We start from the raw sequence: 26,296 nt of genomic DNA on the forward strand, positions 1-26,296 counted from the left end.
GTGAACGCCCTGACTGGATTGCCGGTCGATCCCGGCCTGGCGGAGCTCGAGATCGAGTTACTGCTCGAAGCCTTGTACCAGCGCTTCGGCTTCGACTACCGCAGCCATGAGCGCTCCCTGTTGCGACGTCGCTTGCAGGACCTCGCGCGCCTGCACGATCTGCCGAACCTGTCGCGCTTGCAGGAGCAGGTGCTGCATGCGCCCGGCGCGGCGCAGGGCGTCGTGCGTGCGCTTGCGGTGCAGCCGGCCGCGCTGTTCGACCGTCCGGACTGGGCGCGGCGCCAGCGTGACGCGTTGTCCGACAGCCTGCGTCCGACCGCGCTGCCCAAGGTCTGGCTGCCGGAAGTGGCCGGGGTGGGCGAGGCCTGGACCCTGGCGGTCTTGCTGGCCGAGGAAAAGCTGTATGGACGCACCCAGGTGTTCGCGACGCTGGCCAGCGACGAATTGCTGTTCGAGGCGCGCGAAGCCACGCTGCCGGCGTCGCAGCTCGTCGAGGCCCAGCGTGGCTACGAGGCAAGCGGCGGCACCGGGCGCCTGGCCGACTACTTCGAAGTCGGCGACGGCCGCGCGCGCCTGCTGCCGCGGCTGCGCGAGCGCATCACCTGGCTGCAGTACTGCCTGGTGACGGATGGCTCGTTCAACGAGTTCCACGCGATCGTCTGCTGCCGCGCCCTGCCCGATTTCGGGCCGGTATTGCGCCAGCGCGTGCTGCGCTTGTTCAGGGACAGCCTGGCGCTGTTCGGGGTGCTGGGGATCGACCGCGAGCTGATGGCGGGCGATGCGGCGGCAGGCGATTACCGGCCGCTGTTCGACGACAGGGCCTGGTACAAGCGGGTACGCTAATAACGATCGCCGACGCGCGTGGGGTCGGCGGCGTAGCCGCCAACCCTGCACGCCATCCAGGCGTTGATCGTGTCCGCCACGCCCGGCCGCAGGTGCAAGCCCAGCTTGGTCCGGCGCCACAACACATCGGCTGCATTCGCGGCCCATTCATGCGTCATCAGGTAGCGCAGCTCCGCCTCGTACAGGCCCGGCGCCAGTGCCAGGCCAAGATCCGAGAGCTTCCGGCATCCGTCGAGCAGCACATCGATCCGCGTTCCGTAGGCGCGTGCGTAGCGCAGCGCCAGCGGCTTGGGCAGCCAGGCATGGCGTCGCTGAAGCGCCGCCACCCAGCGCTCGAATTCGAGCACGCCGCGACTGTCGGGGCCGGGGCCGAACAGGTCGCCGCCCGGCAGCACGGCGCTGGCCGTCCAGGCGCCGCCCGGCGCCTGGCCCAGCAGCGGCGCGATCCAGTCGACCGCTTCCTCGGCCAGCTTGCGGTAGGTCGTGATCTTGCCGCCGAAGACAGACAGCAGCGGCGGACCATCGGCGTCGCGCTCGAGGAAGTAGTCGCGCGTGGCCGCCGCCGCGCTCCGGGCATCGTCTTCCAGCAGGGGCCGCACGCCGGAGTAGCTCCACACCACGTCGCTTGGCGCCAGTTGGCGCTGGAAGTAGCGGTTGGCCAGCTCGCACAGGTAGCGCACCTCGCCCTCGCCGATGGCGACCTTGCCGGGATCGCCGTCGAAGTCGATGTCGGTGGTGCCGACCAGGGTGAACGCTTGTTCATACGGAATCGCGAACACGACCCGGCCATCGGTATGCTGGAACAGGTAGGCGCAGCCGTGCTCGAACAGGCGCGGCACCACGATATGGCTGCCCTTGATCAGGCGCAGCGCGCGGTGCGGCGCCGCGCGGTTGGCGCATTGGGCGACGCGCGCCGCCCAGGGGCCGGCGGCATTGACCAGGCCGCGTGCGCGCACGGTCAGCGGCGCGCCGTCCTGGTCGAGCTGCGCTTCCCAGTGCGCGCCGCGCCGGGCAACGTCGTTGCAGGCGGCGTGCGTGAGCACCCGCGCGCCGCGCTCATGGGCGTCGAGGGCGTTGAGCACCACCAGCCGCGCGTCGTCGACCCAGCCGTCGGAATAGGCGAAGGCGCGGGTAAACTCTGGTTTGAGCGCCGCCCCGGCCTGGTGGCCGGCCAGCGCGATCGCGTGCGACGCGGGCAGGAAGGCGCGCGGCGCCAGGCGGTCGTAGAGGAACAGCCCGGCGCGGAGCAGCCAGGCCGGCCGTTGCCCGCCCACGTGCGGCATCACGAAGCGCAATGGCCGCATGATGTGCGGGGCGCTGCGCAGCAGAATCTCGCGCTCGGCCAGCGCCTTGCGCACCAGGCCGAACTCGCGGTACTCGAGGTAACGCAGCCCGCCGTGGATCAGCTTGCTGGAAGCGGAGGACGTGTGTGCGCCCAGGTCATCCTTCTCGCACAAGACGACGCGCAAGCCGCGCCCGGCGGAGTCGCGCGCGATGCCGACGCCGTTGATGCCGCCGCCGATCACCAGCAGGTCGCAATCGATCATCGTGTTCGCTCGCATCGGTCCCCCATCGCTTTTCACCGCGGCATGACGCCATCCGCTCCAGTCTAGGCGGACGCGCCGGCTGGAAGTTTGCCTGCATCAATTATGCGGAGAATGAACGGGCCGGTGTGAGAAAATCGCCACATGCCCATCCCGTCCAACCCTGACCGGACCCGCGCCTGGGTCCGCATGCCGTCGGGCCGCCGCCTCGACCTCCTCGACCCTACGCCCTTCGACTGGGACGACGCCGACCTCGCGCTCGGCCTGGCCCGCACCTATCGCTGGGGCGGCCACTCGGCCTGGCCCCTGCCCCTGTCGGTGGCCCAGCATTCGATCACGGTCATGCTGCTGCGCCGCGCCGCCGCGCCGGCGCTCACCCCGCTCGAGGAATTGCGCGAACTGCTGCACGACGCCGAGGAAGGCCTGCTCGGCTTCGATGCGATTTCCGTCATCAAGCCCTTCCTGGGCGACGCGTTCCGCGCCCTTACCAAACGACTCGAACACATGGTCTTTTTGCGCTATGGCCTGCCGGCCTGGGATGCGCGCGGCCACGCCGCGCACAAGCGTGCCGACCGACTGGCGGCCGCGACCGAAGCGGTGCACGTGGCTGGCTGGTCGCGCGAGGAAGTGCGGCGCACCCTCAAGATCCGGGCAGCGGTACTGGCCGACGATCCGTTGGTAGCGTACTACGGTTGCCGGCCGTGGGAACCATGGCCGCCAGGCCTGGCCTGCGAACGCTTCCTGTGCGAACTGCGCCGGCTCACGATCGCGAGTGACGGCCGGGAAAAGAGAGTTTCTGCGGGTTAATATTGAGCACAAGTGTCTGATTTCATTCAGCCTTTTGGCCTATCCACAAGAAATGTGGATAACTGTGTGGACAAGCGCCACTTGACAGGCCGCAAGCGCAGTATTGATGCGGGTTTCAACAAAATGCCCGTTCTGGAGGCAAAAAAATAGCCGCTTAAAATCAGTCACTTGCACGTGCAACACTTCTAAACATTCATGTCACACAAGGCAAACTCCTACAAAAGTGGCGCGGCGGGGATAAGTCGGCAACTTGCGCGCATCTGTCGTCATTTCCATGCGTTCCGGGCCCGGTCGCGCACCAGCATGCGTACACTGTCGGGCATCGGGGTACGCAGCTCGCGCTTGTCGGCGCTGAGCCAGGGCGATTCCTCGAAATACTTGAGCATGACCGGGGTGATGAAGCGCGTACGCGCCGCATACACATGGCGGTCGCCCATCGACGACTGCTGCTTGATGAAGAAGCGGTTCGGCACCACCAGGTGCAGGTTTTCGCGCGCCCGCGTCATGGCCACGTAGAGCAGGCGCCGCTCTTCCTCGATGTCGTCCTGGCTGCCGGTCGCCATGTCCGACGGGATGCAGCCGTCGACCACGTTCAGCACGTGCACCGAGTGCCACTCTTGGCCCTTGCTCGAATGGATGGTGGACAGGATCACATAATCCTCGTCCAGCAGCGGCGCGCCGGCGCGGTCGCTGGTCGCCTCGGGCGGATCGAGCGTGATCTCGGCCAGGAAGCTTTCGCGGTTGCCATAGCCGCCGGACAGCGCCACCAGCTGGTCGAGGTCGGCGGCGCGCACCTGCGCATCGTCGTGCAGCCGCTCCAGGTGCGGCTGGTACCAATCGCGCGCCAGTTCGAGGTCCAGCGGCCAGCGCAGGCCAGGCGTGCGCAGGCGCCGGTACAGCGCACAAAAGGCTTCCCAATCGGCCCTGCAGCGCGCCGGCAGCGCGAAGGCGCCCAGCGCCGCCACCGGATCGTCGCTCGTGCCGGCCGCGTCGACCAGGCGGGCGGCGGTGGCCTGGCCGATGCCGGGAATGAGTTGCAGCGCGCGAAAGCCGGCCAGCCGCCCGCTCGGGTTCTGGGCAAAGCGCAGCAGCGCCAGCACGTCCTTGATATGGGCCGCTTCCAGGAATTTCAGGCCGCCGAACTTGACGAAAGGAATGTTGCGGCGCATGAGTTCGAGCTCCAGCGCGGCGCTGTGGCTGGCGGCGCGAAACAGCACCGCCTGCGACTTCAGCGTGACGCCGGCCTCGCGCTGTTCGAGGATGCGGTTGCAGACCCAGCGCGCCTGTTCGGCTTCGTCGGGAATCAAGACCAGCTGCGGCTTGACGCTGGACACCTTGTCGGTCCACAGCGTCTTGGCGTGACGCTCGAGCGCGGCGCCGATCACGGCGTTGGAGGCGTCCAGGATGGGTTGCGTGGAACGGTAGTTGCGCTCCAGCGTGATCAGCTGCGCCGGCTGCGAGAACTGGCTCGAGAAATCGAGGATATTGCGCACCGTGGCGCCGCGAAAACCATAGATCGACTGGGCGTCGTCACCCACGACCATCACGCCGCGGCCGTCGGGCTTCATGCCGGTGACGATGGAAGCCTGCAGGCGGTTCGTGTCCTGGTACTCGTCGACCAGCACGTGATCGAACAGCGCGCCCAGTTCGAGCCCCAGCACCGGGTCGGCCGCCATCTCGGCCCAGAACAGCAGCAGGTCGTCGTAGTCGAGCACGTTCTGCTCCTGCTTGGCGTCGACGTAGGCGCCGAACAGCGTCTTGAGCTGCGCTTCCCATTCACTGCACCAGGGAAAGAATGCCTGCAAGACCTTGTCCAGCGGCTCGCGGCCATTGACCACGCGCGAGTAGATCGACAGGCACGTGCCTTTCAGCGGGAAGCGTTTTTCAAGGCGGCTCAGGCCGATCTCGTGGCGCACCATGCCCATCAGGTCTTCGGCGTCGCCGCGGTCGTGGATCGTGAACCCCTCGTCCAGGCCGATGCGGCCGGAGAACGCGCGCAGCAGGCGCGCGCCGATGCTGTGGAAGGTGCCGGCCCAGGGCAAGGTGACCTGCGATCGCGTCCCCTTGAGCCCGAACAGCCGGTGCAGCACGCCACCGGCGCGCTGGGTCATTTCGGTGGCGGCGCGGCGCGAAAAGGTCAGCAGCAGGATGCGCTGCGGATCCGCTCCCGACTGGATCAGGCGCGCCACCCGGTGCGCCAGCGTATTGGTCTTGCCGGAACCGGCGCCGGCCACGACCAGCAAGGGCCGCGGCGCCGCCATGCCGACGTCATGCTCGACCGCCGCCCGCTGTTCGGGGTTGAGGCAGGCGAACGGGTCGTCGGTGGCAGGCGGTGGAGCGTTCGGATCGGCGACGGCGGACATGGCTGAGCAATCTGGAAATGCCATACTGTACATTTATCCAGTCTAGCGCCGCAAGCAGAAGTTGGCGTCGCAGGCCGACGCCATCAAACCGTCGTCAGGAACGGCATGCGCCAGGGCCTCAACATTTCCTGCCAAGTCACGGATAATCAAGGCGTTTTTTGGATATCCACAAAGTCTGTGAATAAGTATGTGGAAAAGCGGGGGCTTGACACGCTGGAGGCGGCCCATGGTGCGGGTTTCAACAATTTGCCTATTGGGAAGGCAATCCCGTTTACGATCAAAATCAAAGGTTTACATGCAGTTGCCTTAAGCATACACCTTATCCGCCATAAATAATTCGTCGACCGGATGCCAGCACAAACGTCGCGCCGGCCATCTTTCAAGCGCCCGCCCGGCGCCGTTCCGGCTCGAGGACCACGCGTTCGATCACGCGCGCGCCCACGCCCTGCGATTTGAGATACTCGACGGCGGGCATGACGCCCGACTCATGCAAGGTGGCGATGCCGCGCGTCACGACGTCGCGCTGCCAGGTGTTACGCCTGATTTCGAAGGAAGCCGCAAGGCCTTGGTTGATTTCCTGGGCACGGAAAGGGCTCATGGCGCTTGTCTCCGATGAGTTATGTCGCTGGCATAGCATGAATGGCATCACGAGTATTGACGATGCACGCTCAAAGTCAATGTCAGACCAGTATCAATGCGAGGGCAATTCGTACCCGACGACGGCGTCTGCGCTGCGCTGCGCCGCCCTGCTGTCTTCCTGCCTACAATCGGCTGCATACGACCAATCGCGAGGACATCCATGAGCATCCAGCCCGATCCCGACCTGAACCCCGGTGACGAAGCCGCCCCCGGCACGCCCGGCGCCGGTGAAAACGTGTGCGACGCCTGCGCCGGCCGCGGCACCCTGGCCGACGGAAAACCCTGTCCGCAGTGCGGCGGGACCGGCCATGTAATGGAAGGCATCGGCGGCGGCTGAGCGCTTTATCCGCCGCGGGTTGCGCATGGACAGGACGCGCGGCGAGCGGCGATAATCGCCGAATGAGCGCTTCCCCCTCCCCCGTTCCTTCGGCAACGCCCATTTCGCCAGCAGCCGACTTGCCCATGCCGGTCCCCGAACGTCCGCGTCCGGCGTCGCTGACCGACTTGTTCGTATCGTTCACGCTGATCGCCCTGCAGGGCTTCGGCGGCGTACTGGCCGTGATCCAGCAGCAGGTCGTCGAGCGCAAGCGCTGGATGAGCAACGAGGAATTCATCGAGGAGTGGTCGGTCGCCCAGATCATGCCGGGCCCGAACGTCTGCAACCTGGCGATGATGATCGGCACTCGCCACTTCGGCCTGGCCGGCGCCATGAGCGCACTGGCCGGCATCCTCACCGTGCCGCTGATCCTGGTACTGTGCCTGGCCCTGGTCTACGCCCAGTTTTCCACCCTGCCCCAGGTGCAGGGCGCCCTGCGCGGCATGGCCGCCGTTGCCGCCGGCCTGATCGCCGCGACCGGCCTGCGCATGTCGGTGGCCCTGTCGAAGAACGTGATCCCGCTCGCGGCCTGCATCGCGATCGCTGGCGCCGGCTTCGTCCTGCTGGCCTGGATCCGGGTGCCGCTGGCGCTTGTCATCGCCCTGCTCGGCGGCCTGGGCTGCGTGCTGGCCTGGCGCGCCCTCAAGCCATGAGCGCGCCGACCCTGGCGTTCGGCTGGCATGACTGGCTGAACCTGTTCGTCCACTTCCTGATGCTGTCCATGATGTCGCTCGGCGGCGCGATCTCGACCACGTCCGAGATGCAGCGCTACCTGGTCGAGCGCCAGGGCTGGCTGAGCCAGACCCAGTTCGCCGATTCGGTGGCGCTGGCCCAGTCGTCGCCAGGGCCGAACGTGCTGTTCGTGGCGCTGCTGGGCTGGCACGTCGGGCTCAATTCCGGCAGCATGGCGGCGGCGCTGGGCGGCGTCGTGCTGTCGATGATCGGCATCATGCTGCCCTCCACCGTGTTTACTTACCAGGTGGCCCAATGGGCGCACCGCAACCGCACGCTGCGCGCCGTGCGCGCCTTCAAGCAGGGCATGGCGCCGCTGGTGATCGCCATGCTGTTGTCGACCGCCTGGCTGCTGGCCACCGGTGGCGGCAAGGGTGGCGCGCACATGGACAACTGGCCCTTGTGGCTGCTCACGATCGCCAGTTGCATCGTGATCTGGCGCACCCGCCTGCACCTGCTGTGGATGCTGGCGGCCGGCGCCCTGCTGGGCGCGCTGGGCGTGGTCTAGTTGGCAAGCTGCGCCTGAACGCGGCATACTGGCGCCATTCACACCACTGCAATCGACACCAAGATGCTCCAACTCCTGAATGAACACGCCTGCTTCGGCGGGGTGCAGCGCTTCTACCAGCACGACTCGGCCGCCATCGGCTTGCCGATGAAGTTCTCGGTCTACCTGCCGCCGGCAGCCGGTGACAAGAAGCTGCCGGTGCTGTTCTACCTGGCCGGCCTGACCTGTACCGAGGAAACCTTCATGACCAAGGCCGGCGCCCAGCGCCTGGCCAGCGAGCTTGGCGTCATCCTGGTCGCGCCCGATACCAGCCCGCGCGGCGCCGGTGTGCCGGGAGAGACCGATAGCTGGGACTTCGGCGCCGGCGCCGGCTTCTATCTCGACGCCACCCGGGAACCGTGGGCGCGCCATTACCGCATGCACAGCTATCTGCTGGAACTGCATGCGCTGGTGCTGGCGAGCTTCCAGGCCGATGCCAAGCGGGTCGGCATCTTCGGCCACTCGATGGGCGGCCACGGGGCGCTGACCATGGCGCTGAAACATCCGGAGCTGTTCCGCTCGGTCTCGGCCTTCGCGCCGATCGCCGCGCCGAGCCGCTGCCCGTGGGGCAGGAAGGCCTTTGGCGGCTATCTCGGCCCCGACGAGAACGCCTGGCAAGACCATGACGCCAGCGCGCTCATGGCCCGTCACGACACCGCACCTTTCCCCCGCGGCATCCTGATCGACCAGGGGCTGGGCGACAAATTCCTGGTCGAGCAGTTGCTGCCCGAAGCGTTCGAACAAGCCTGCGCCAAGGCGGGGCAGCCCCTTACCCTGCGCCGCCATGCCGGTTATGACCACGGCTATTACTTTATCTCGACCTTCGTCGAGGATCACCTGCGCTTCCACGCCAGCCAGCTCGGCTGAGCCAGCGCGCGGCCCGCAGCGCGGGCCGCCATCCGTCCTCACCTTTCCCTGGGGACCATTCCATACGGCAAACGAACGACGGCCGTGACCATCCCTGTGTATGCTGGAAGTTAACAACTTCTTCATCATGCAACAGTTCGAACCGTTCATCGACCGTCAAGATGCGGGCCGGCAATTGGCGCAGGCACTGCACCATTTCGCCGACTTCGACGACGTGCTCGTCCTCGCGCTGCCGCGTGGCGGCGTGCCGGTCGCCTGTCCGATCGCCCAGGCGCTGCACGCCGAACTCGACCTGATGCTGGTGCGCAAGCTTGGCATGCCCAGCCAGCCCGAGTTCGCGATGGGCGCCATCGGCAGCGGCGGCGTGCGCGTGCTGCAGCCCGGCGTGCCGGGGCTGATGGGCGTGACCCAGGCCGACGTCGATGCGGTCAGCGCGGCCGAGCAAAGCGAGCTGGCGCGACGCGAACGGTGTTACCGCGGCGCGCGGGCGCCGGTCCGGATCGCGGGACGCTGCGTGATCCTGGTCGACGATGGCGTCGCCACCGGATCGACGATGCTGGCGGCGGTCGAAGTCGCACGCCGCCAGCTTCCGGCGCGGCTGGTGGTGGCGGTGCCGGTGGCGGCCCCGGCTGCGCTGCAGGCACTGCGCGAGGTGGTCGACGAGGTGGTCTGCCCTGTCGCACCGCTGCGCTTTCGCGCCGTCGGTGAGTGGTACGGCAGCTTCGAGCAGACGGGTGATGAAGAAGTGCAATCCCTGCTGGCGCAGGCGTGGGCACGAACGCGCGACGCCGCCAGTCAACCCTACCTCAAGGAGCCGACATGAACGATACGAACAAAGAACAAGCAGCGAACGTGGGTAAATGGATCGGCGCAGCAGTCGCGGGCGCATTGCTGATGTATGCGTTCGACCCGGACCGCGGCGGCAAGCGCCGTGCACGCGCCCGCGGCGCCCTGCGCGACGCGCGCGAGCGCACCGGTGAGCGCCTTGAACACGCCTGGTACAACGCCGGCGACCGTCTCGACGCCGCGCGCCACCGCGCCTCCATCGCCGCGGCCCGCGCCGGTGAACGCCTGGCCGGCGCCGCCCATGCGGCGGGTGACCGCCTGGCCGAGGCTTCGCACCAGACGCGCGACCGGCTCGAGCATGCGCGCGTGCGCCTGGCGGATTCCTCCTATGAGGCGAAAGACCGCGCCAGCCATCTGGCCCAAGACGCACGCGACCGCGCGAAACACGTCGCCTACGAGGCACGCGACCGCGCCCGCCACGCGGCGCACGATGCGCGCGAGCAGGCCGAGTATGCCGCGGACAAGGCGCGCGACCGCGCCGCGCGTGCTGCCGACTACGCCGCCGAGCACGCCCGCGAACGTGCCGACCAGGCCCGCGAACGCCTCGAACAGTCCGCCTATAGCCTGAAGGCCGACGCCCGCTCGCGCGCCCAGGCCGCAGGCAGCCAGGTGCGCGAATGGACCGATCACCTGGCGCAGGCCTTCGGCGCGCGCAGCCCGACCCTCACCAATTCCGCCCTGCTGGGAACCGGCGCCCTGAGCGTGGTCGGCCTGGTGCGCCGCTCGCCGGTCGCCGCCCTGCTCGGCCTGGGCGCGCTGGCGGTGCTGCTGCGCAGCGACCGTGGCCGCCAGCTGGTCGATTCGCTGCGCCACCGCGGCGCCGCCAGCCAGGTCGAGGTGGAGAATTCGATCCATATCGACGCCGCGCCAAAAGAAGTGTTCGACGCCTGGTCCGAAGTCGAGAACTTCCCGCGCTTCATGTCGCACGTGACCGAGGTGCGCGACCTGGGCCACCGCCGTTCGCACTGGGTGGTACGCGGCCCTGGCGGCATGGAATACGCCTGGAACGCGGTGATGACCGAGCAGTCGCGCCCCGACCGCCTGTCGTGGCGCAGCGAGCCGGGCTCGGAGATCGAGCAAGAAGGCACGATCACGTTCGAACCGTCCGGCAGCGGCACCCGCGTCACGGTGCGCATGCGCTATTCGCCGCCGGCAGGCGCGCTGGGCCATGGCATCGCACGCATGCTGGGCGCCGACCCGCAGCGCCAGATGGACGACGACCTGGCGCGCATGAAAGAGTTCATCGAACGCGGCGGTGCGCAATATGCCGGTCGGCAGGCGGCGCCGAGCCACAGCTTCCTGCACTGACGTGGCCATCCTCACCAACGCCACCCTCGACGCGGTGCGCGCGTCCGCCCGCCCCCTCACGGGTGCTGCGGACGACTACGACGCCCTGCTCGACATGGTCGGCAACGCCCGCTTCGTGCTGCTGGGAGAAGCCACCCACGGCACCCACGAGTTCTACGCGGAGCGGGCCCGCGTCACCCAGCGGCTGGTCCAGGAAAAAGGCTTCACCGCGGTGGCGGTCGAAGCCGACTGGCCCGATGCCTGGCGCGTCAACCGCTATGTGCGCGGCGAAGGGGCGGACCGCGATGGCCGCGCCGCGCTGGCGGGCTTCGAACGCTTTCCCGCCTGGATGTGGCGCAACACGGCGGTACTCGACTTCGTCGAATGGCTGCGCGCGCATAATGCCGGCCAAGGGGCCGGGTCGGCCAGGACCGGCTTCTACGGCCTGGACCTGTACAGCATGTACACTTCGATCCACGAGGTGCTGCAATACCTGGACGCGGTCGACCCCCATGCCGCGCGCGAGGCGCGCAAGGTCTACGCCTGCTTCGACCACTACGAGCAGGACAGCCAGCAATATGGTTACGCGGCCAGCTTCGGCATGTCGCCGTCATGCCAGCAAGGCGTGATCGACACGCTGCGCACCTTGCAGCAGCGCGCCTTCGACTACGTCCAGGCCGACGGCGCAGGCGCCGAGGACGCGTTCTTCTACGCCCAGCAGAACGCGCGCCTGGTCAAGAACGCCGAAGAGTACTACCGCACCATGTTCAAGGGTCGCATCTCGTCCTGGAACCTGCGCGACAGCCACATGGCCGAGACGCTGGACGCGGTGGCGCGCCACCTGTCGCGCGACGGCAAGCCGGCCCGCATCGTGGTGTGGGAGCACAACTCGCACATCGGCGACGCCCGCGCGACCGAGATCGGGCGCCAGGGCGAATGGACGGTGGGCGAGCTGGCGCGCAAGGCCTACGGCGCCGACGCCCTGCTGGTCGGCTTCACCACCTATGAGGGCCGGGTCACGGCGGCCTCGGAATGGGATGGCGAGGGCCAGCACAAGCACGTGCGGCCGGCCCTGCAGAACAGCTACGAGCACCTGCTGCACAGCACCGGCATCGAACGCTTCTTCCTGCCGCTGCGCGAGCCCTCGGCCGCCCGCGATGCGCTGATGCAAGAGCGGCTCGAACGCGCGATCGGCGTGCTGTACCTGCCGCGCAGCGAACGCCAGAGCCACTACTTCATGGCCCAGCTGCCGCGCCAGTTCGATGCGGTGATCCACATCGACCGCACCACGGCGGTGGAACCACTGGACCCGGGCAGCGGGTGGCGTTCGGGCGAACCGCCCGAGACGTATCCGGGCGGATTGTGACCCCATCGCCGGATGCGCTGAACGCGTAGATCGCGGGTGGACGGGTCGCCCGACCACGCGTTCAGGCACCGCCCATCACCCGGTCACGCCGCCTCGCCCACCGCATATCCATCGCGGCCATTCGCCTTGGCCACATACAAGGCCCCATCCGCCGCCGCCAGCAAGCCATCCTCATCCTGTCCCTGGCGCCACAAGGCGATGCCGACGCTGGCCGACACCGCCAGCATCCCGGCGCCGGTATCGAACGGCGCACGCATCGCGGCCACGATCTTGACCGCGATGCGCACGGCTTCCTCGCTGCCGCCGATCTCTTCCAGGATCACCACGAACTCGTCGCCCGACAGGCGCGCGGGTGTGTCACTCGCGCGCACGCAGGCGCGCAGGCGCTCGCCGACTTCCTTGAGCACCTCGTCGCCCACGCCGTGGCCGTGGCTGTCGTTGATGCGCTTGAAACGGTCGATATCGAGGTAGGCCAAGGCCAGCGCGCGGCCGTGGCGCGCCGCGCGCGCCAGCGCCTGCTGCAAGATCTCGTTGAAGCTGCGCCGGTTGGCCAGGCCGGTCAGGGTATCGCTGCGCGCGAGCCGGGTCAGCTGCTCCTCGACTTCCTTCACGTGGGTCATGTCGTGCTTGAGCGCGTACACCCCGGCCACGCTGCCGTCCGGCTGCAGGTCGGGGATATAGACGCCCTCCAGCACGCGGGACGCGCCCTGGATCTGCAGCCGCATCTGGCAGGTAGTGGCGTGGCCGGCGAAGGCGCCGTCGAGGCTGGCGGCGCCCTGGCGCGCCGCATCCTCGCCCATCAGATCGGCGATCGACATGCCGACCAGGCGTTCGGGGGGCACCCCGAACCAGCGCTCGAAGGTCGCGTTCCCGAAGCGGAAGCGCTCGTCGCGGTCGACGTAGGCGATCAGCACCGGCAGGTTATCGGTGATCAGGCGCAGCCGCTTCTCGCTCGCCGTGCGCAGGCCCTCGGCGTTTTCGCGCTCGGCCATCAACTGGTAGAAGGCATTGCCCAGTTCACCGATCTCGTCGCACCGGGCGTCGTGCAGCACCGCGATGTCGGCGCCGTCGTGGCGGATCGCGCGGATCCGGTCGCGCAGGCGCTGCAGCGGCGCCAACAGCCGGAACACGATCGCCCAGGCCAGCACGCCGGACGCCAGCGCCAGGCCGGTCGCGCCATAGATGGCGTTGCGACGCATCTCCGCCAGCGGAGCGAAGGCTTCCTCGGTCGGCAAGCGCGCCCCCAGGATCCAGCCGGTGGTGCGCAGGCGCTGGTAGGCGTAGATCGATTCGCGCCCGTCCATGCCGGCCGCCTCGATCCAGCCCTCGAAGCCCTGGATGGCGCGCGTCAGGCCCGCGGTCTGGCGCCCGGTTGGCTGCGCCAGCCGGCGCGGATCGGGATGATCGATCATGGCGCCGTCGGGCGCCGTCAGGAACAGGTAACCCGAGACGCCAGGCTTGAGGGCGCTGATCTGGCGCAGGAAGCCGGTCGCCTGCAGGTCCATGCTGGCGGTCAGCACGCCCGAGCGATTGCCGTCGGCATCGAACAGCGGCGCGCTGATGATCACGATCTTGCGGTTCGAGATGCGGCTCACGACCGGCTGCGACATGAAGCCGCGGCCGGTTTCCATGGGGCGCGTGAAATAGTCGAGGCCGGCGGCATCGAGCCGTCGGTTCTTGCCGAAGGAACGCAGGGAGATCACCTGCTGGCCGCGCGCATCGAGCACGATCAGGTTCAGGTATTCGTGTTCCCACATGGGCCCCCGCGCTTCCAGCACGCGCCGGGTCGCCTCGGGGTCACTGATCGCCGTCGGCGCAAGGCTGGCCGCCAGCGACTCCACCTGCGCCACGCGCGCCAGGATGCGGTCGTCCATGAAGGACGCGGCGCTGGCCAGCATCGCATGCTGCTGGTCGCCGATGACCGACTTCATGCCGCGCTCGGCCACCGCCAGGGTCGAGAGGGTGACCAGCAAGGTGGCCACGAATACCAGGACCGCCGCGACGCAGGCCATGCGCAGCTTCAGGTTCGCCGGCATCGGGCGCAGACCGCGTTTAAGCATAGGAATAATGTTAACGGCAATGCGACAAAGTATTACATACTAATTCCGCCCTACCAAAGCGCAACATCCGCAAGCGGGACATTAACTGTTCAGAAGGCAACAAAGTATGACTTGCCATGCTGTTGAATTAACGAAATTTCCGCTACGATAGGCGGCTTGTTCGGACCGCCTTGAGGAGCGTCATGAGTACTTACACCCTGAATATCAACGGCAAGGCGCAGGCCGTGGACGTCGAAGCCGATACCCCGCTGTTGTGGGCCTTGCGCGATACCCTGGGCCTGGTCGGCACCAAGTATGGCTGCGGGCTGGGCCAGTGCGGCGCCTGCACCGTCCATCTCGACGGCGCAGCGACCCGCTCCTGCCTGCTCCCGGTGTCGGGCATCGGCAACGCGAAGATCACTACCATCGAAGGCCTCGACGCCAATGCCCGCCATCCGCTGCAAGTGGCCTGGCAAGAGCTGGACGTGCCGCAATGCGGTTACTGCCAGTCGGGCCAGATCATGAGCGCCTGCGCGCTGCTCGGGCAGCATCCGAATCCGAGCGACGCCCAGATCGACGAGGCCATGGCCGGCAACCTGTGTCGCTGCGCAACCTATATGCGGATCCGCAAGGGCATTCACCGCGCCGCCGAGATCGCATCCGGCAAAGGGGAGAAAGCATGACGCTGGCGTCTACCTCCCGGCGCGGATTCCTGCGCGCCAGCGCCGCCGGTGGCGCCCTCCTGATCGGGATGTCGGCGCAAGGCGTGTTGGCGGCGGTCGGCAACCCTGCCGCACCGGCCGCTGGCGCCGACTTCGTGCCGAACGCCTTCATCCGCATCGCGCGCGACGGCAGCGTGACCCTGATATCGAAGCAGCCCGAGATCGGCCAGGGCATCAAGACCTCGCTGCCGATGGTGATCGCCGAAGAGCTCGACGTCGCCTGGGAAAGCGTGCGCGTGGTCCAGGGCGACCTGGACATGCAAGCCTATGGCAGCCAGGGCGCCGGCGGGTCCAATTCGACCCCAAACAACTACGAGAACTTTCGTCGCCTGGGCGCCACCGCGCGCGCCGTGCTGATGCAGGCCGCGGCGCAGAGGTGGAAAGTGCCGGCCGCCGAATGCACGACCGACGGCGGGCATGTGCTGCATGCGGCCGGCAAGCGGCGCCTGGCCTACGGCGAGCTGGTCGAGACGGCTGCGAAGCTGCAGCTGCCGGATGCGGCGAGCGTTTCGGTCAAGGATCCGGCCACGTTCAAGCTGCTGGGCAAGCGCATCGGCGGCGTCGACAATGGCGCCATCGTCAGCGGCAGGCCGCTGTTCGGCATCGACATCCAGTTGCCCGGCATGCTGCACGCCCAGTACGTCAAGTGTCCGGTCTTCGGCGGCAAGCCGCTGCGCGCCAACCTGGACGCGGTGCGCGCCCTGCCCGGCGTCAGGGACGCCTTCATCATCGAAGGCACGGATAACCTGAATGGGCTGCGTCCCGGCGTGGCCATCGTCGCCACCTCGACCTGGGCCGCGATCCGCGCCCGCCGCGCGCTCGAGGTCGAATGGGACGAAGGCGCCGCCGCCAGGCATGGCTGGGCCGACTTCACGGCCCAGGCCAGGGCGGCGAGCTGGCAGCCCGGCGCCACCATGCTGCGCAAGGATGGCGATGTCGCCCGCGCGCTCGCGGGCGCGGCCAAGACCGTGGAAGCGGCCTACAGCTACCCGTTCATCTCGCACGCGAGCATGGAACCGCAGAACTGCACCGCCTGGATCAAGCCGGATGGCGCGCTCGAGCTGTGGGCTCCGACCCAGAACCCGAACGCAGGCCAGGCGCTGGTATCGACCACCTTTGGCATTCCCAAAGAAAAGATCACGATGCACATCATCCGCAGCGGGGGCGGTTTCGGCCGGCGCCTGAGCTCGGACTTCATCGTCGAGGCCACCGCGATCGCCCAGCGCCTGAAGGACCAGGCGCCGGTCAAGCTGACCTGGACCCGCGAGGACGACCTGCAGCACGACCACTTCCGTCCGGGCGGCTTCCACTTCCTGCGCGGCGGGCTCGACCAGGCCGGCAAGGTCGTGGGCTGGCACAACCACTTCGTGACCTTCGCCAATCGCGTCGTGCAGGACGGCAAGAGTACGTTGCGTAACGGCAGCGGCGGCAGCCTGTCGCCCGACGAGTTCCCGGGCCGCTGGCTGGCCAACTGCCAGCTCGAGCAGACCGCGCTCGAATGCAGCGTGCCGATGGGGCCGTGGCGCGCGCCGGGCAGTTGCGTGTTCGCCTGGGCCTTCCACAGCTTCATCGACGAGCTGGCGCACGCCGGCGGGCGCGATCCGCTGGCCTTGCGCCTGGAGCTGCTGGGCGACATGGACATCATGCCGCCGAGCGTCGAGCGCGGCCAGCCGTACAACGTGGCGCGCATGCGTGCGGTGCTGCAGACCGCCGCCGACAAGGCCGGCTGGGGCAAGAAGAAGTTCGCGCGCGGCCAGGGCCAGGGCATCGCCTTCCACTTCAGCCATCGCGGCTACGTGGCGCAGGTGGCCGAGGTAACGGTGTCGAAAGACGGCAAGGTGAAGGTCGACCGGGTGGTGGTGGCGACGGACGTTGGCCCGACCATCATCAACCTGTCCGGTGCCGAGAACCAGGTCGAGGGATCGGTGATCGACGGCTTGTCGACGCTGATGTTCCCCGAACTGAACCTGGAAAACGGCCGCATCGTGCAGAGCAACTTCCATGATTACCAGCTGCTGCGCATCGGCGACGCGCCGGCGAAGATCGAGATGCACTTCGTGAAGTCGGACCAGCCGGTGACGGGCCTGGGCGAACCGCCGCTGCCGCCGCTCGCGCCGGCCGTGTGCAATGCGATCTTCGCCGCCACCGGCAAGCGGGTGCGCGAGCTCCCGCTCAGCAAGGCGGACCTGAGCTGGAGCTGACCTTGCGGCTTACGGCACGCGCTGCTCGCTCAATGCGTGCGGCGCGGCGGTGCGGTGGCGTTCGACGATGGCGCGCGCCAGTTCTTCCTGGCGCGCATCCTGGGCCAGCACCCTGAGGATGCAGGCCCCGTGGATATCGCCTTCCGGGCGATAGACGTCGTTGTAGTCGGTACCGCCCTTGGCCGAGGGCGAGTCGCCGACCGTGAAGTTGGATTGACCCGGGCCGGCTTCGTCCCCGATGGGCGAGAGCACGACGCTGTCCTGGGGCAGGCCTGCGGCCACCAGGTCGGCCCGCAACTGCTCGGCGATGGCGAAGTCCTGGATGACGTGGACGATGGGATTGCTCATGATGGCTCCTCGGTATGCTGTTGCAAACAAGTTACCAGAAAGGCCGGTGCGCGGGCGCTCGGTCCGCTCGCGCTGCCCGGCTACCGGGCGCGCCCGGGACGACCGCCATGCTATGCTCCCCCCGGATCGGCCTGCCGCCAGGCGGCCAGACTCAAACGCGCATCTAGGGAACACATCATGAAAGACGTAAAAGTAGACGTTCGCGTCAATGTCGGTGTCGATGCAGCCAGTGTGGCTCTACTGCTCGCGACGGCCGCAATGGGCTTGTTTTTCTATAAGCAGAACAAGCTGGAACATCAAGAGAAAAACGCCAGGCTCGCGACGTCCTGACAACCAGGCCGCCCGGCATCAGTCGGGAATGACCGCGGTGACCTCGATCTCGACCCGCGCCCGGTCTTCCATCAGCGCCGCCACCTGCACCGCGCTCATGGCCGGATAGTGGCGGCCCAGCACCTCGCGGTAGGCGGTCCCGAGCGCAGTCCCGGCATCGAGGTACTCACGCTTGTCGAGCACATACCAGGTCATGCGCACGATGTGCTCGGGACCGGCGCCCGCCTCGCGCAGCACGGCCACGATGTTTTCCAGCGCCTGGCGCGACTGGCCGACGAAATCGTCGGTGCAAAAGCGCCCTTCGGCATCCCAGCCGATCATGCCGCTGACGAAGACCTGGCGCCCGCGACAGGCGATGCCGTTGGCATAGCCCTTGGGGCGCGGCCAGCCGGGCGGTTGAAGAATGTCCATCCCTGCTCCAGAAAGTAGTGTCATGGCTTCGGTGCGAGCAGCTCGCGCGCGATGATCAGGAGCTGCACTTCGCTCGCCCCCTCGTAGATGCGCAGCGCGCGGATCTCGCGGTACAGGCTTTCGACGACCTGCCCGCGCTGCACGCCCTGGCCGCCGGACAGCTGCACCGCGGCGTCGATCACGCGCTGGGCCGACTCGGTGGCGGCCAGCTTGGCCATCGCCGCCTCTTTCGTCACCCGCTTGCCGCTGTCGCGCAGCCAGGCGGCGCGGTAGGTCAGCAGCGCGGCGGCGTCGATCTCGAGCGCCATCTGGGCCAGCTTCGCCTGGGTGAGCTGGAAGTCGGCGAGAAGCTTGCCGAACATGGGCCGCGACTGCGCGCGCGCCAGCGCTTCCGCCATCGCGCGCCGCGCAAAACCCAGCGCGGCGGCGGCGACCGAGGTGCGAAATACGTCCAGCGTGGCCATCGCCACCTTGAAGCCCTGGCCCTCGGCGCCGATCATGCACGCCGCGCTCACCCGGCAGCCGTTGAAACGCAGGCGCGCCAGCGGATGCGGAGCGATCACGTCGATGCGCTCGGCGATCTCCAGGCCAGGGGACGCGGCGTCGACGATGAAGGCCGAGATGCCTTTCGATCCGCGGCCAGCCTCGCCGCCACCGTCGGCGCTGCGCGCAAAAACGACGTAGAAATCGGCGATGCCGCCATTCGAGATCCAGGTCTTCTCGCCATCGAGCACCCAGTCGTCGCCTTCGCGCCGGGCTGCGCACTGCATGGCGGCGACATCGGAGCCGGCATCCGGCTCCGACAGGGCAAAGGCGGCGATCGCTGCGCCGCGCGCCACGCGCGGCAGCCAGCGGCTTTTCTGATCCTCGCTCCCGAACAGCGAGATCGCCCCGCTCCCCAGGCCCTGCATCGCGAACGCGAAGTCGGCCAGGCCGGCGTGGCGCGCCAGGGTTTCGCGGATCAGGCAGATGGCGCGGGTGTCGATCGTGTCGTTGCCGACCGCGTGGCGCAGCCAGCCGTCGCGACCCAGGCGCGCCACCAGCGCGCGACAGGTCGCATCGACGTCGCCGTCGTGGGCATCGTGCAGGTTGTCCGCCGCCCAGGCATCGAGCGCGCGTGCCAGCTCGCCGTGGCGCGGCTCGAAGAACGGCCAATCCAGGTGATCGTGCGCCATCAATCGCCCTCGAAGCGCGGCCGTTCCTTGGCCACGAAGGCGTGGTAGGCGCGATGAAAATCATTGGTGGCCATGCAGATCGCCTGGGCCTGGGCTTCGGCTTCGATCGCCTCGTCCACGCCCATGTTCCACTCTTGCTGAAGCATCTTCTTGGTCATTCCATGGGCGAAGGTCGGGCCGTTGGCGAGGGTCGCGGCAAAGGCGCGTGCTTCGGCCAGGACCTGTTCCGGCGCGCACAGGCGGTTGAAGAACCCCCAGCGCTCGCCCTGCTCGCCATCCATCGAGCGGCCCGTGTACAGCAGCTCGGCGGCCCGTCCCTGGCCGATGACGCGCGGCAGCAGGGCGCAGGCGCCCATGTCGCAGCCGGCCAGGCCGACGCGGGTGAACAGAAAAGCGGTGCGGCTACGCGCCGTGCCATAGCGGATGTCCGAGGCCAGCGCCAGGATCGCCCCGGCGCCGGCGCACACGCCGTCGACCGCCGCCACGATCGGCTGCGGGCAGGCGCGCATGGCTTTCACGAGGTCGCCCGTCATGCGGGTAAAGGCCAGCAGGCCCGGCATGTCCAGCGTGGTCAACGGGCCGATGATCTCGTGGACGTCGCCGCCCGAGCAAAAATTCTCGCCCGCGCCGGTGATCACCACCGCCTTCACGTCCTCGGCATGGGCCAGCGCGCGAAACAGGTCGCGCAGCTCGGCGTAGGAATCGAAGGTCAGCGGGTTCTTGCGCTCGGGCCGGTCCAGCGTAACGGTGGCGACGCCGGCGTCGAGGGCGAACCCGAAGTGCTGCGGCGCGTCGTGCGCGAGCTTGTTGCGCCCGCCCGGCAGGCCGTGCGGCTGGCCCGGTAGATAGTGCATGTGTGACTCCTGATGATTGATGTTCAGCCTTCGAGCAGACGCGCGGCCAGTTGCTGCGGCGACAGCCCGGTGGAGGCCGCCTGCAGCTGGCGTTCGCGTTCCAGGTTGCGCTCGAGCTGCTGCTTGCCGGCCTGGTACTGGCGCGGCCAGGCTGCGCCAGTGTAGCCGATGCGCGCCGCTTCCATCAGCGTCCAGGCCGGGTTGGCCAGGTGCGGGCGCGCCACCGCGCACAGGTCGGCGCGCCCGGCGGCGATAATGCCGTTCACGTGGTCGGCCTCGTAGATGCTGCCGACGGCGATGGTCGCAATACCGGCCTCGTTGCGGACACGGTCCGAAAACGGTGTCTGGAACATGCGGCCGAACACGGGTTTTTCACGCTTGCTGACCTGGCCCGACGAACAGTCGATCATGTCGGCGCCCGCCGCCCGGAACAGGCGCGCGATCGCGACCGCATCATGCGGGGTGAGTCCGCCCTCCACCCAGTCGTGGCTCGAGATGCGCACGCTGATCGGCAGGTGCGCCGGCCAGGCGGCGCGCACCGCCGCGAACACTTCCAGCGGGTAGCGGCAGCGGTTTTCAAGACTGCCGCCGTAGGCGTCCTGGCGCCGGTTGGTCAACGGCGAAATGAAGCTCGAGAGCAGGTAGCCGTGCGCGCAGTGCAGCTCGAGCCAGTCGAAGCCCGCCTTGCCCGCGGCCTCGGTGGCGCGCACGAAGTCGTCCTTGATGCGCTGCAGGTCGTGCAGCGTGGCTTCGCGCGCGACCTGCGACACGCCGTCGATGTACTGCTGGCTGGATGCCGACAACAGCGGCCAGTTGCCGCTTTCCAGGGGCAGGTCGATGCCGTCCCACATCGGCCGGGTCGAGCCCTTGGCGCCCGCGTGGCCGAGCTGGATGCCGATCTTCGCATCGCTGGCCGTGTGCACGAAATCGACGATGCGCCGCCAGGCCAGCATCTGCTCTTGCGTGTACAGGCCCGGGCAGCCTGGCGTGATGCGGGCGTCGGCCGACACGCAGGTCATCTCGGCCATCACCAGCGCGGCGCCGCCCAAGGCCCGCGCGCCGAGATGGGCCAGGTGGAAGTCGCCGACCACCCCGTCCACGGCGGAGTATTGCGCCATGGGCGAGACCACGACCCGGTTCTTGAGCACCACGCTGCGCACCTTGTAGGGCGTGAACATGGGCGGCGCCGCATGCGCTGGCGGTTCCAGAGCGGCCTGCTCGGCCGCCGCGCGGGCGAAACGACGCTCGAAGTCCTCGACGTAAGACGGATCGCGCAGGCGCAGGTTCTCATGCGACAGGCGCTGGCTGCGCGTGAGCAGGGAGTAGGCGAACTGGCTGGCCTGCATCGCCGTGTAGCGGGCCACGTTCTCGAACCACTCCATCGAGTTGCGGGCGGCGCTCTGCAGCTTGAGCACCTCGACCAGGCGCGCCTCCTGGTAGCGCGCCAGGGCGGCGAACAGGTCGCCTTCCCCATCGAGCTCATCGGCCAGGCCAATCGCATCCTCCAGCGCCAGCTTGGTGCCCGAACCGATCGAGAAATGGGCCGTGTGGGCGGCGTCGCCCATCAGCACCAGCGGCACGCGCCGTCCGTCGACCTCGATGGCATGCACCCACTGGCGGCAGGCCAGGCGCGGAAAGCGGACCCACATGCCGGAGCCGCGCAGGTGGCCGGCGTTCGCCATCAGTGGCTGGCCATCGAGGTGGCGCGCGAACAGGCGCTCGCAGAAGGCCAGCGCCTGGCGCTGGTCCATGTCGGCCAGGCCGCAAGCGGCCCAGGTCGAATCTTGCGTCTCGATGATGAAGGTCGAGGTCTCGCCATCGTATTGGTAGGCGTGGGCCTGGAACCAGCCGTGCTCGGTTTCCTCGAAGGCGAACGTGAAGGCCTCGAAACGCTTGCGCGTGCCCAGCCACACGAAGCGGCACAGGCGCTCTTCGACCTCGGGCTGGAACACGTCGGCATGCTGCTGGCGGATTGCGCTATGGACGCCGTCGGCGGCGACCACCAGGTCGGCCCGGTGCCTGCGCGCGGCGTCGTTCACGTCCTCGACCCGCGTGTCGAACAGCAGTTCCACGCCCAGCGCACGGCAGCGCGCCGAGAGGATGTCGAGCAGGCGCTTGCGTCCGATACCGCAAAAGCCGTGGCCGTGCGAGGTGATGGTGGCGCCCTTGACGTGGACGTCGATCGCATCCCAGTGGTTGAACGATTGCAGGATGGCGCGCGCGCTCGGCTCGTCGGCTTGCGCCAGGTGGCCCAGGGTCTGGTCGGAAAACACCACGCCCCAACCAAAGGTGTCGCCTGGCCGGTTGCGCTCGATGACGGTCACCGCATGGGCCGGATGGCGCAGTTTCATGAGCAGGCCGAAGTACAGGCCGGCCGGGCCGCCGCCGACGCAAACGATGTTCATGATTTCTCCCGCTCCTGGTGTGGGGACTAGTTTACCCGCCCCGATGATTGAGGTGTCAACTACTTGTTGGACCCGAAAGAATCCTCCTCTGAAAACGGCCGATTTTTAGTACAATCCAGAAAGAACAAAACCGGGAGCCCGGACTTCGCGCAGCCGGCCACCCACCTTGGATAGATCGCCAGACACGATGAAGATATCAGACCGGATCGCGCACTCCCGCCCCCTCGCCACCACCGCCATGCATGGCCGTGCCGAAGCGCTGCGCCATGCAGGCGAACGCGTGATCGATTTCTCGATCGCGATTTCGCACTTTCCCGCCCCGCCCCAGGTCATCGACGCCGTCTCCGACGCGGTCGAACACGAGCGCACGCTGCCGTATACCGAGGTGGGCGGCGCGCTGAAGGTACGCGCGGCGCTGCGCGCCAAGCTCGCCGGCGAGAACCGGATCGACGCGGCGGTCGACGAGATCATCGTGACCAATGGCTGCAAGCAGGCCTATTACCAGGCGCTGTACGCGATGACCGATCCGGGCGAGCGCATCGCGGTGTTCCGCCCGCACTGGCCGGCCTATCTCGCGACCGCCGAACTGCTGGGACTCGAGGTGGTGCTGGCCGACCTGCCGGACACCTTGAGCCAGGCCACGCTCGACGCCTTCGGCAAGGTCAAGGTGCTGGTCCTGAACAATCCACACAATCCGAGCGGCAAGGTGTTCACGCGGGGCGAGCTGGAACTGGTGCGCGACTGGGCACTGGCCGGCGGCGTGCACGTGATCGTCGACGAGAGCTACGAACACCTGATCTTCGATGGCGAACATACCACCCTGGCCGCGCTGTGCGACTGGCGCGCGATGGGCGTGGTCACGCTGTTCTCGGCGTCGCAAAGCTACGCGATGATGGGCTGGCGGATCGGCTTCGCGCTGGCGAGCGCCGCGCTGGTGCACGCCATGCAGACCCTGCAGGGGCCGATCACGGCCGCCGCGCCCCACCTGTCGCAGGTGGCGGCGGCGGCCGCCTTCGCCACCGGCACCCCGTACGCGCTGCTGCGCGACTACCGTGCGCGGCGCGACCTGGTGGTGGACCAGTTCGCCGACTTGCCCTGGATCGCCATGCGGGCGCCAGCCTCCGGCCCCTATCTGTGGGGCGACGTGCGCGCGCTGACGCTCGACACTGTCGGCTTCGCCGAACGCCTGCTGGACCAAGAGCGGGTGGCCCTGATGCCGGGCGACGCGCTGGGCGTGCCCGGCTTCATCCGCATCGGCTATATCTCGGACGACGTGCCGACCCTGATGGAAGGCGTGCGCCGCATCATCGCGTTCGGCGCTCGCCTCGCCGAGTCGACGCACCTGGTGGAGCTTCGATGAGCAAGGTATTGGGGCGCTTTCGCCTGAACAGTCTGCGCAGCCGCCTGATGCTGCTGGTGCTGCTGGCGATCACGCCGATCGCCGTCGTCACGGTGCTGGGCGGCCTGCGCGAACGCGAGGCGGCGATCCGCGCCTCGGAAGAAAACCTCAAGCGCCTGACCGCGCTGGCCGCCGCCAACGAGGCGCAGTCGATCGACCGCGCGCGCCAGATCCTGGTCGACCTGGTCAGCGTGCCCGACCTGATGGGACCCGCCGCCAGCTGCAATGCACTGCTGGCCAATGTCCTCGACCGCAACGAGGGCTACGTCAACTTCGGCCTGATCCAGCTGAACGGCGACGTCAGCTGCAGCGCGGTGCCGATGCTGCACCCGGTGAACCTGGGCGACCGCAGCCACTTCAAGCGCGCCATCGCCGAGCGCCGTTTCATCGCCAGCGACTACGTGTTCGGGCGCGTGATCCGCAAGCACACGATCAACCTCACCTATCCCGTCATCGACCGCTCGGGTGACGTGGTGGCGGTGGTCTTCGCGGCGATGGACCTGGCCGGCCTGGACACCTTCGTGAACGACATCAGCATGCCGCCCGGCTCGATCCTGGAGACGGCCGACGCCTCGGGCAACCTGATCTCGCGCCGTCCGGACCCGGAGCGCTGGTTCGGCAGGCGCATCACCGGGCCACTGCTGGACGCCATGCGCGGCCCGCATGGGCGCGCGCTGGTAGTGCGCGGCGAGGATGGCGTCGACCGCCTGCACGCCTTCGCCCGCGTCGGCGCGCCGAACCTGACCGAGTACACGGTCACCATCGGGGTGCCGACCGACCTGATCACCGAAGTGGCGCGCGACGCCCAGTTCATGTCGCTGCTGGGCCTGGGCGCGACCACGCTGCTGGCCCTGCTGGCGGCCTGGCTGGCCGGCGACAAGCTGATCGTGCAGCGGGTGCGCGGCCTGACCTCGGTCGCGCGCCGCATCGCCGCCGGCGAACTCGATGCACGCTCGCATATCGAATACGGCAACGAAGAAATCGGACGGCTGGCGGCGGCGCTGGACGAGATGGCCGAGAACCTGCAGAAAAAGGAAGCCGCGCGCGGCCAGGCCGAACGCGAACTGCGCGCGGCCGACCAGCGCAAGGACGAGTTCCTGGCGATGCTGGCGCACGAGCTGAGAAATCCCCTGGCGCCGATCAGCACCGGCGCCCATCTGCTGAAGCTCCTGCACTCGGATAACGCCCAGATCACCCAGACCTGCGCCATCATCGCGCGCCAGGTCGAGCACATGACCAGCCTGGTCGACGACTTGCTGGACGTCTCGCGCGTGACGCGCGGCCTGGTGTCGCTGTCGACCCAGGTGCTGGACCTGCGCAACGTGGTCGACGACGCCGCCGAGCAGATCCGGCCCTTGATTTCGGCCCGGCGCCACAAGGTCGTGCTCGACCTGCCGGCCGGGGCGGCCCACGCCAAGGGCGACCACAAGCGCCTGGTGCAGGTGGTGGCCAACCTGCTGGGCAACGCCACCAAATACACACCGGAAGGCGGCCATATCGCGCTGCAGCTGAAGCAGGCCGGCGACAGCTGGCAGCTCAGCGTCAGCGACGACGGCATCGGCATGGATGCGCCCCTGGTGGAGCGCGTGTTCGACCTGTTCACCCAGGCCGAGCGCACCCCCGACCGTTCGCAGGGCGGCCTGGGACTGGGACTGGCGCTGGCCAAGAGCCTGGTCGAGCTGCACGGTGGCAGCGTCGGCGCGCACAGCGCCGGCCTGGGCCGGGGCAGCACCTTCACCGTGCGCCTGCCGCGCCACCACCAGGAAAGCGCGTCCCTGCCCGGCAAACCTGCCGCCGGCGCGCCCGCCACCGAGACCGCCCCGGCAAGCGCGCTGCGCATCCTGGTGGTGGACGACAACCTGGATGCGGCGCACACGCTCAACCTGTTCCTGCGGGCGTCCGGCCACCAGGTGGAAATCGCCTACTGCGGCGTCGACGCGATCGAGATCGCCAGGATGTTCTCGCCCCAGGCCTGCATTCTTGACATCGGCCTGCCGGACATGGATGGAAACGAGCTGGCGCGACGCCTGCGCCGGCTGCCGCAGACCAGCGGCGCGACCCTGATCGCGGCCACCGGCTACGGGCGCCAGCAGGATCGCGACGCCGCCAGCAAGGCCGGCTTCGACCACTACCTGGTCAAGCCGGTCAACACACTGCAGTTGGGTGAGCTGCTGGCGCTGGCCGGCGCACGCTGA

Annotated in this window: 24 protein-coding genes; 15 read left to right on the forward strand and 9 right to left on the reverse strand. The window is 68.3% G+C overall.

Annotation, left to right across the window (positions count from 1 at the left end; genetic code table 11):
* On the forward strand, nucleotides 1-843 hold the full coding sequence (locus tag AC56KW_RS05965; protein ID WP_497169808.1) for a protein-glutamate O-methyltransferase CheR: 843 nt from the start codon (nucleotides 1-3) through the stop codon (nucleotides 841-843).
* On the opposite strand, the gene glpD is transcribed toward AC56KW_RS05965, so the two are convergent.
* Entirely contained in the window at nucleotides 840-2,405 is a 1,566-nt protein-coding gene (gene glpD / locus AC56KW_RS05970; protein ID WP_497169809.1) for a glycerol-3-phosphate dehydrogenase, read from the reverse strand. The genes AC56KW_RS05965 and glpD overlap by 4 nt on opposite strands.
* 126 nt (nucleotides 2,406-2,531) lie before the next feature.
* Here glpD and AC56KW_RS05975 point away from each other — a divergent pair, with 126 nt between their 5' ends.
* Entirely contained in the window at nucleotides 2,532-3,194 is a 663-nt protein-coding gene (locus AC56KW_RS05975; protein WP_497169810.1) for a phosphohydrolase, read from the forward strand.
* A gap of 266 nt (nucleotides 3,195-3,460) precedes the next feature.
* On the opposite strand, the gene AC56KW_RS05980 is transcribed toward AC56KW_RS05975, so the two are convergent.
* Nucleotides 3,461-5,557, reverse strand: coding sequence for an ATP-dependent helicase (locus AC56KW_RS05980; RefSeq protein WP_497169811.1), 2,097 nt, complete (start codon nucleotides 5,555-5,557; stop codon nucleotides 3,461-3,463).
* 105 nt (nucleotides 5,558-5,662) lie between these two features.
* Between AC56KW_RS05980 and AC56KW_RS05985 the strand changes: the two genes are divergently transcribed.
* Complete coding sequence (locus AC56KW_RS05985) at nucleotides 5,663-5,893, forward strand: hypothetical protein (RefSeq protein ID WP_497169812.1); 231 nt, start codon at nucleotides 5,663-5,665, stop codon at nucleotides 5,891-5,893.
* 43 nt (nucleotides 5,894-5,936) lie between these two features.
* Here the strand turns inward: AC56KW_RS05985 and AC56KW_RS05990 are convergent, their stop codons facing one another.
* Nucleotides 5,937-6,155, reverse strand: coding sequence for a hypothetical protein (locus tag AC56KW_RS05990; RefSeq protein ID WP_497169813.1), 219 nt, complete (start codon nucleotides 6,153-6,155; stop codon nucleotides 5,937-5,939).
* A 201-nt stretch (nucleotides 6,156-6,356) separates the two neighbouring features.
* On the opposite strand from AC56KW_RS05990, the gene AC56KW_RS05995 reads away from it, so the two are divergent.
* From AC56KW_RS05995 to AC56KW_RS06025, 7 genes are all read left to right on the forward strand, one after another.
* On the forward strand, nucleotides 6,357-6,533 hold the full coding sequence (locus AC56KW_RS05995) for a hypothetical protein (protein WP_497169814.1): 177 nt from the start codon (nucleotides 6,357-6,359) through the stop codon (nucleotides 6,531-6,533).
* Between the two features lie 62 nt (nucleotides 6,534-6,595).
* A complete protein-coding gene (locus tag AC56KW_RS06000) occupies nucleotides 6,596-7,225 on the forward strand; it encodes a chromate transporter (protein WP_497169815.1) in 630 nt (209 codons plus the stop codon).
* Nucleotides 7,222-7,812 (forward strand): chromate transporter, encoded by a 591-nt coding sequence (locus AC56KW_RS06005; RefSeq protein ID WP_497169816.1) that lies wholly within the window; start codon nucleotides 7,222-7,224, stop codon nucleotides 7,810-7,812. The genes AC56KW_RS06000 and AC56KW_RS06005 overlap by 4 nt, the downstream gene beginning before the upstream one ends.
* 63 nt (nucleotides 7,813-7,875) lie before the next feature.
* Nucleotides 7,876-8,718 (forward strand): S-formylglutathione hydrolase, encoded by an 843-nt coding sequence (fghA, locus tag AC56KW_RS06010; protein WP_497169817.1) that lies wholly within the window; start codon nucleotides 7,876-7,878, stop codon nucleotides 8,716-8,718.
* A 100-nt stretch (nucleotides 8,719-8,818) separates the two neighbouring features.
* A complete protein-coding gene (locus tag AC56KW_RS06015; protein WP_497169818.1) occupies nucleotides 8,819-9,541 on the forward strand; it encodes a phosphoribosyltransferase in 723 nt (240 codons plus the stop codon).
* A complete protein-coding gene (locus AC56KW_RS06020; protein WP_497169819.1) occupies nucleotides 9,538-10,872 on the forward strand; it encodes an SRPBCC family protein in 1,335 nt (444 codons plus the stop codon). The genes AC56KW_RS06015 and AC56KW_RS06020 overlap by 4 nt, the downstream gene beginning before the upstream one ends.
* Before the next feature lies 1 nt (nucleotide 10,873).
* A complete protein-coding gene (locus AC56KW_RS06025) occupies nucleotides 10,874-12,217 on the forward strand; it encodes an erythromycin esterase family protein (RefSeq protein ID WP_497169820.1) in 1,344 nt (447 codons plus the stop codon).
* Nucleotides 12,218-12,300: 83 nt separating this feature from the next.
* Here AC56KW_RS06025 and AC56KW_RS06030 read toward each other — a convergent pair whose 3' ends face one another.
* Nucleotides 12,301-14,277 carry a diguanylate cyclase domain-containing protein gene (locus AC56KW_RS06030; protein WP_497169821.1) on the reverse strand — a complete coding sequence of 659 codons (1,977 nt, stop codon included), beginning with the start codon at nucleotides 14,275-14,277 and terminating at the stop codon, nucleotides 12,301-12,303.
* A 182-nt stretch (nucleotides 14,278-14,459) separates the two neighbouring features.
* On the opposite strand from AC56KW_RS06030, the gene AC56KW_RS06035 reads away from it, so the two are divergent.
* Complete coding sequence (locus AC56KW_RS06035) at nucleotides 14,460-14,939, forward strand: (2Fe-2S)-binding protein (RefSeq protein WP_497169822.1); 480 nt, start codon at nucleotides 14,460-14,462, stop codon at nucleotides 14,937-14,939.
* The gene (locus AC56KW_RS06040; RefSeq protein WP_497169823.1) at nucleotides 14,936-17,179 is read left to right on the forward strand and encodes a xanthine dehydrogenase family protein molybdopterin-binding subunit; all 2,244 of its coding nucleotides are present in this window, start codon (nucleotides 14,936-14,938) and stop codon (nucleotides 17,177-17,179) included. The genes AC56KW_RS06035 and AC56KW_RS06040 overlap by 4 nt, the downstream gene beginning before the upstream one ends.
* Nucleotides 17,180-17,188: 9 nt before the next feature.
* Here AC56KW_RS06040 and AC56KW_RS06045 read toward each other — a convergent pair whose 3' ends face one another.
* Nucleotides 17,189-17,527 (reverse strand): hypothetical protein, encoded by a 339-nt coding sequence (locus AC56KW_RS06045; protein ID WP_497169824.1) that lies wholly within the window; start codon nucleotides 17,525-17,527, stop codon nucleotides 17,189-17,191.
* A gap of 177 nt (nucleotides 17,528-17,704) precedes the next feature.
* On the opposite strand from AC56KW_RS06045, the gene AC56KW_RS06050 reads away from it, so the two are divergent.
* Complete coding sequence (locus AC56KW_RS06050) at nucleotides 17,705-17,857, forward strand: hypothetical protein (RefSeq protein WP_497169825.1); 153 nt, start codon at nucleotides 17,705-17,707, stop codon at nucleotides 17,855-17,857.
* Nucleotides 17,858-17,875: 18 nt separating this feature from the next.
* On the opposite strand, the gene AC56KW_RS06055 is transcribed toward AC56KW_RS06050, so the two are convergent.
* The 4 genes from AC56KW_RS06055 to AC56KW_RS06070 are packed head-to-tail and all read right to left on the reverse strand — an operon-like array spanning nucleotide 17,876 to nucleotide 22,702.
* Nucleotides 17,876-18,268: a RidA family protein gene (locus tag AC56KW_RS06055; protein ID WP_497169826.1), complete on the reverse strand. Its 393-nt coding sequence runs from the start codon at nucleotides 18,266-18,268 to the stop codon at nucleotides 17,876-17,878.
* A 20-nt stretch (nucleotides 18,269-18,288) separates the two neighbouring features.
* On the reverse strand, nucleotides 18,289-19,443 hold the full coding sequence (locus AC56KW_RS06060) for an acyl-CoA dehydrogenase family protein (RefSeq protein WP_497169827.1): 1,155 nt from the start codon (nucleotides 19,441-19,443) through the stop codon (nucleotides 18,289-18,291).
* Nucleotides 19,443-20,297 carry an enoyl-CoA hydratase family protein gene (locus AC56KW_RS06065; RefSeq protein ID WP_497169828.1) on the reverse strand — a complete coding sequence of 285 codons (855 nt, stop codon included), beginning with the start codon at nucleotides 20,295-20,297 and terminating at the stop codon, nucleotides 19,443-19,445. Before AC56KW_RS06065 ends, AC56KW_RS06060 begins: the two co-directional genes overlap by 1 nt.
* A gap of 23 nt (nucleotides 20,298-20,320) precedes the next feature.
* Nucleotides 20,321-22,702, reverse strand: a complete 2,382-nt coding sequence (locus tag AC56KW_RS06070) for a bifunctional salicylyl-CoA 5-hydroxylase/oxidoreductase (protein WP_497169829.1) — start codon at nucleotides 22,700-22,702, stop codon at nucleotides 20,321-20,323.
* 187 nt (nucleotides 22,703-22,889) lie between these two features.
* Between AC56KW_RS06070 and AC56KW_RS06075 the strand changes: the two genes are divergently transcribed.
* Nucleotides 22,890-24,062 carry a pyridoxal phosphate-dependent aminotransferase gene (locus AC56KW_RS06075; RefSeq protein WP_497169830.1) on the forward strand — a complete coding sequence of 391 codons (1,173 nt, stop codon included), beginning with the start codon at nucleotides 22,890-22,892 and terminating at the stop codon, nucleotides 24,060-24,062.
* Complete coding sequence (locus AC56KW_RS06080) at nucleotides 24,059-26,296, forward strand: hybrid sensor histidine kinase/response regulator (protein WP_497169831.1); 2,238 nt, start codon at nucleotides 24,059-24,061, stop codon at nucleotides 26,294-26,296. Before AC56KW_RS06075 ends, AC56KW_RS06080 begins: the two co-directional genes overlap by 4 nt.

Source organism: Telluria sp. RT2P19, assembly GCF_059685725.1.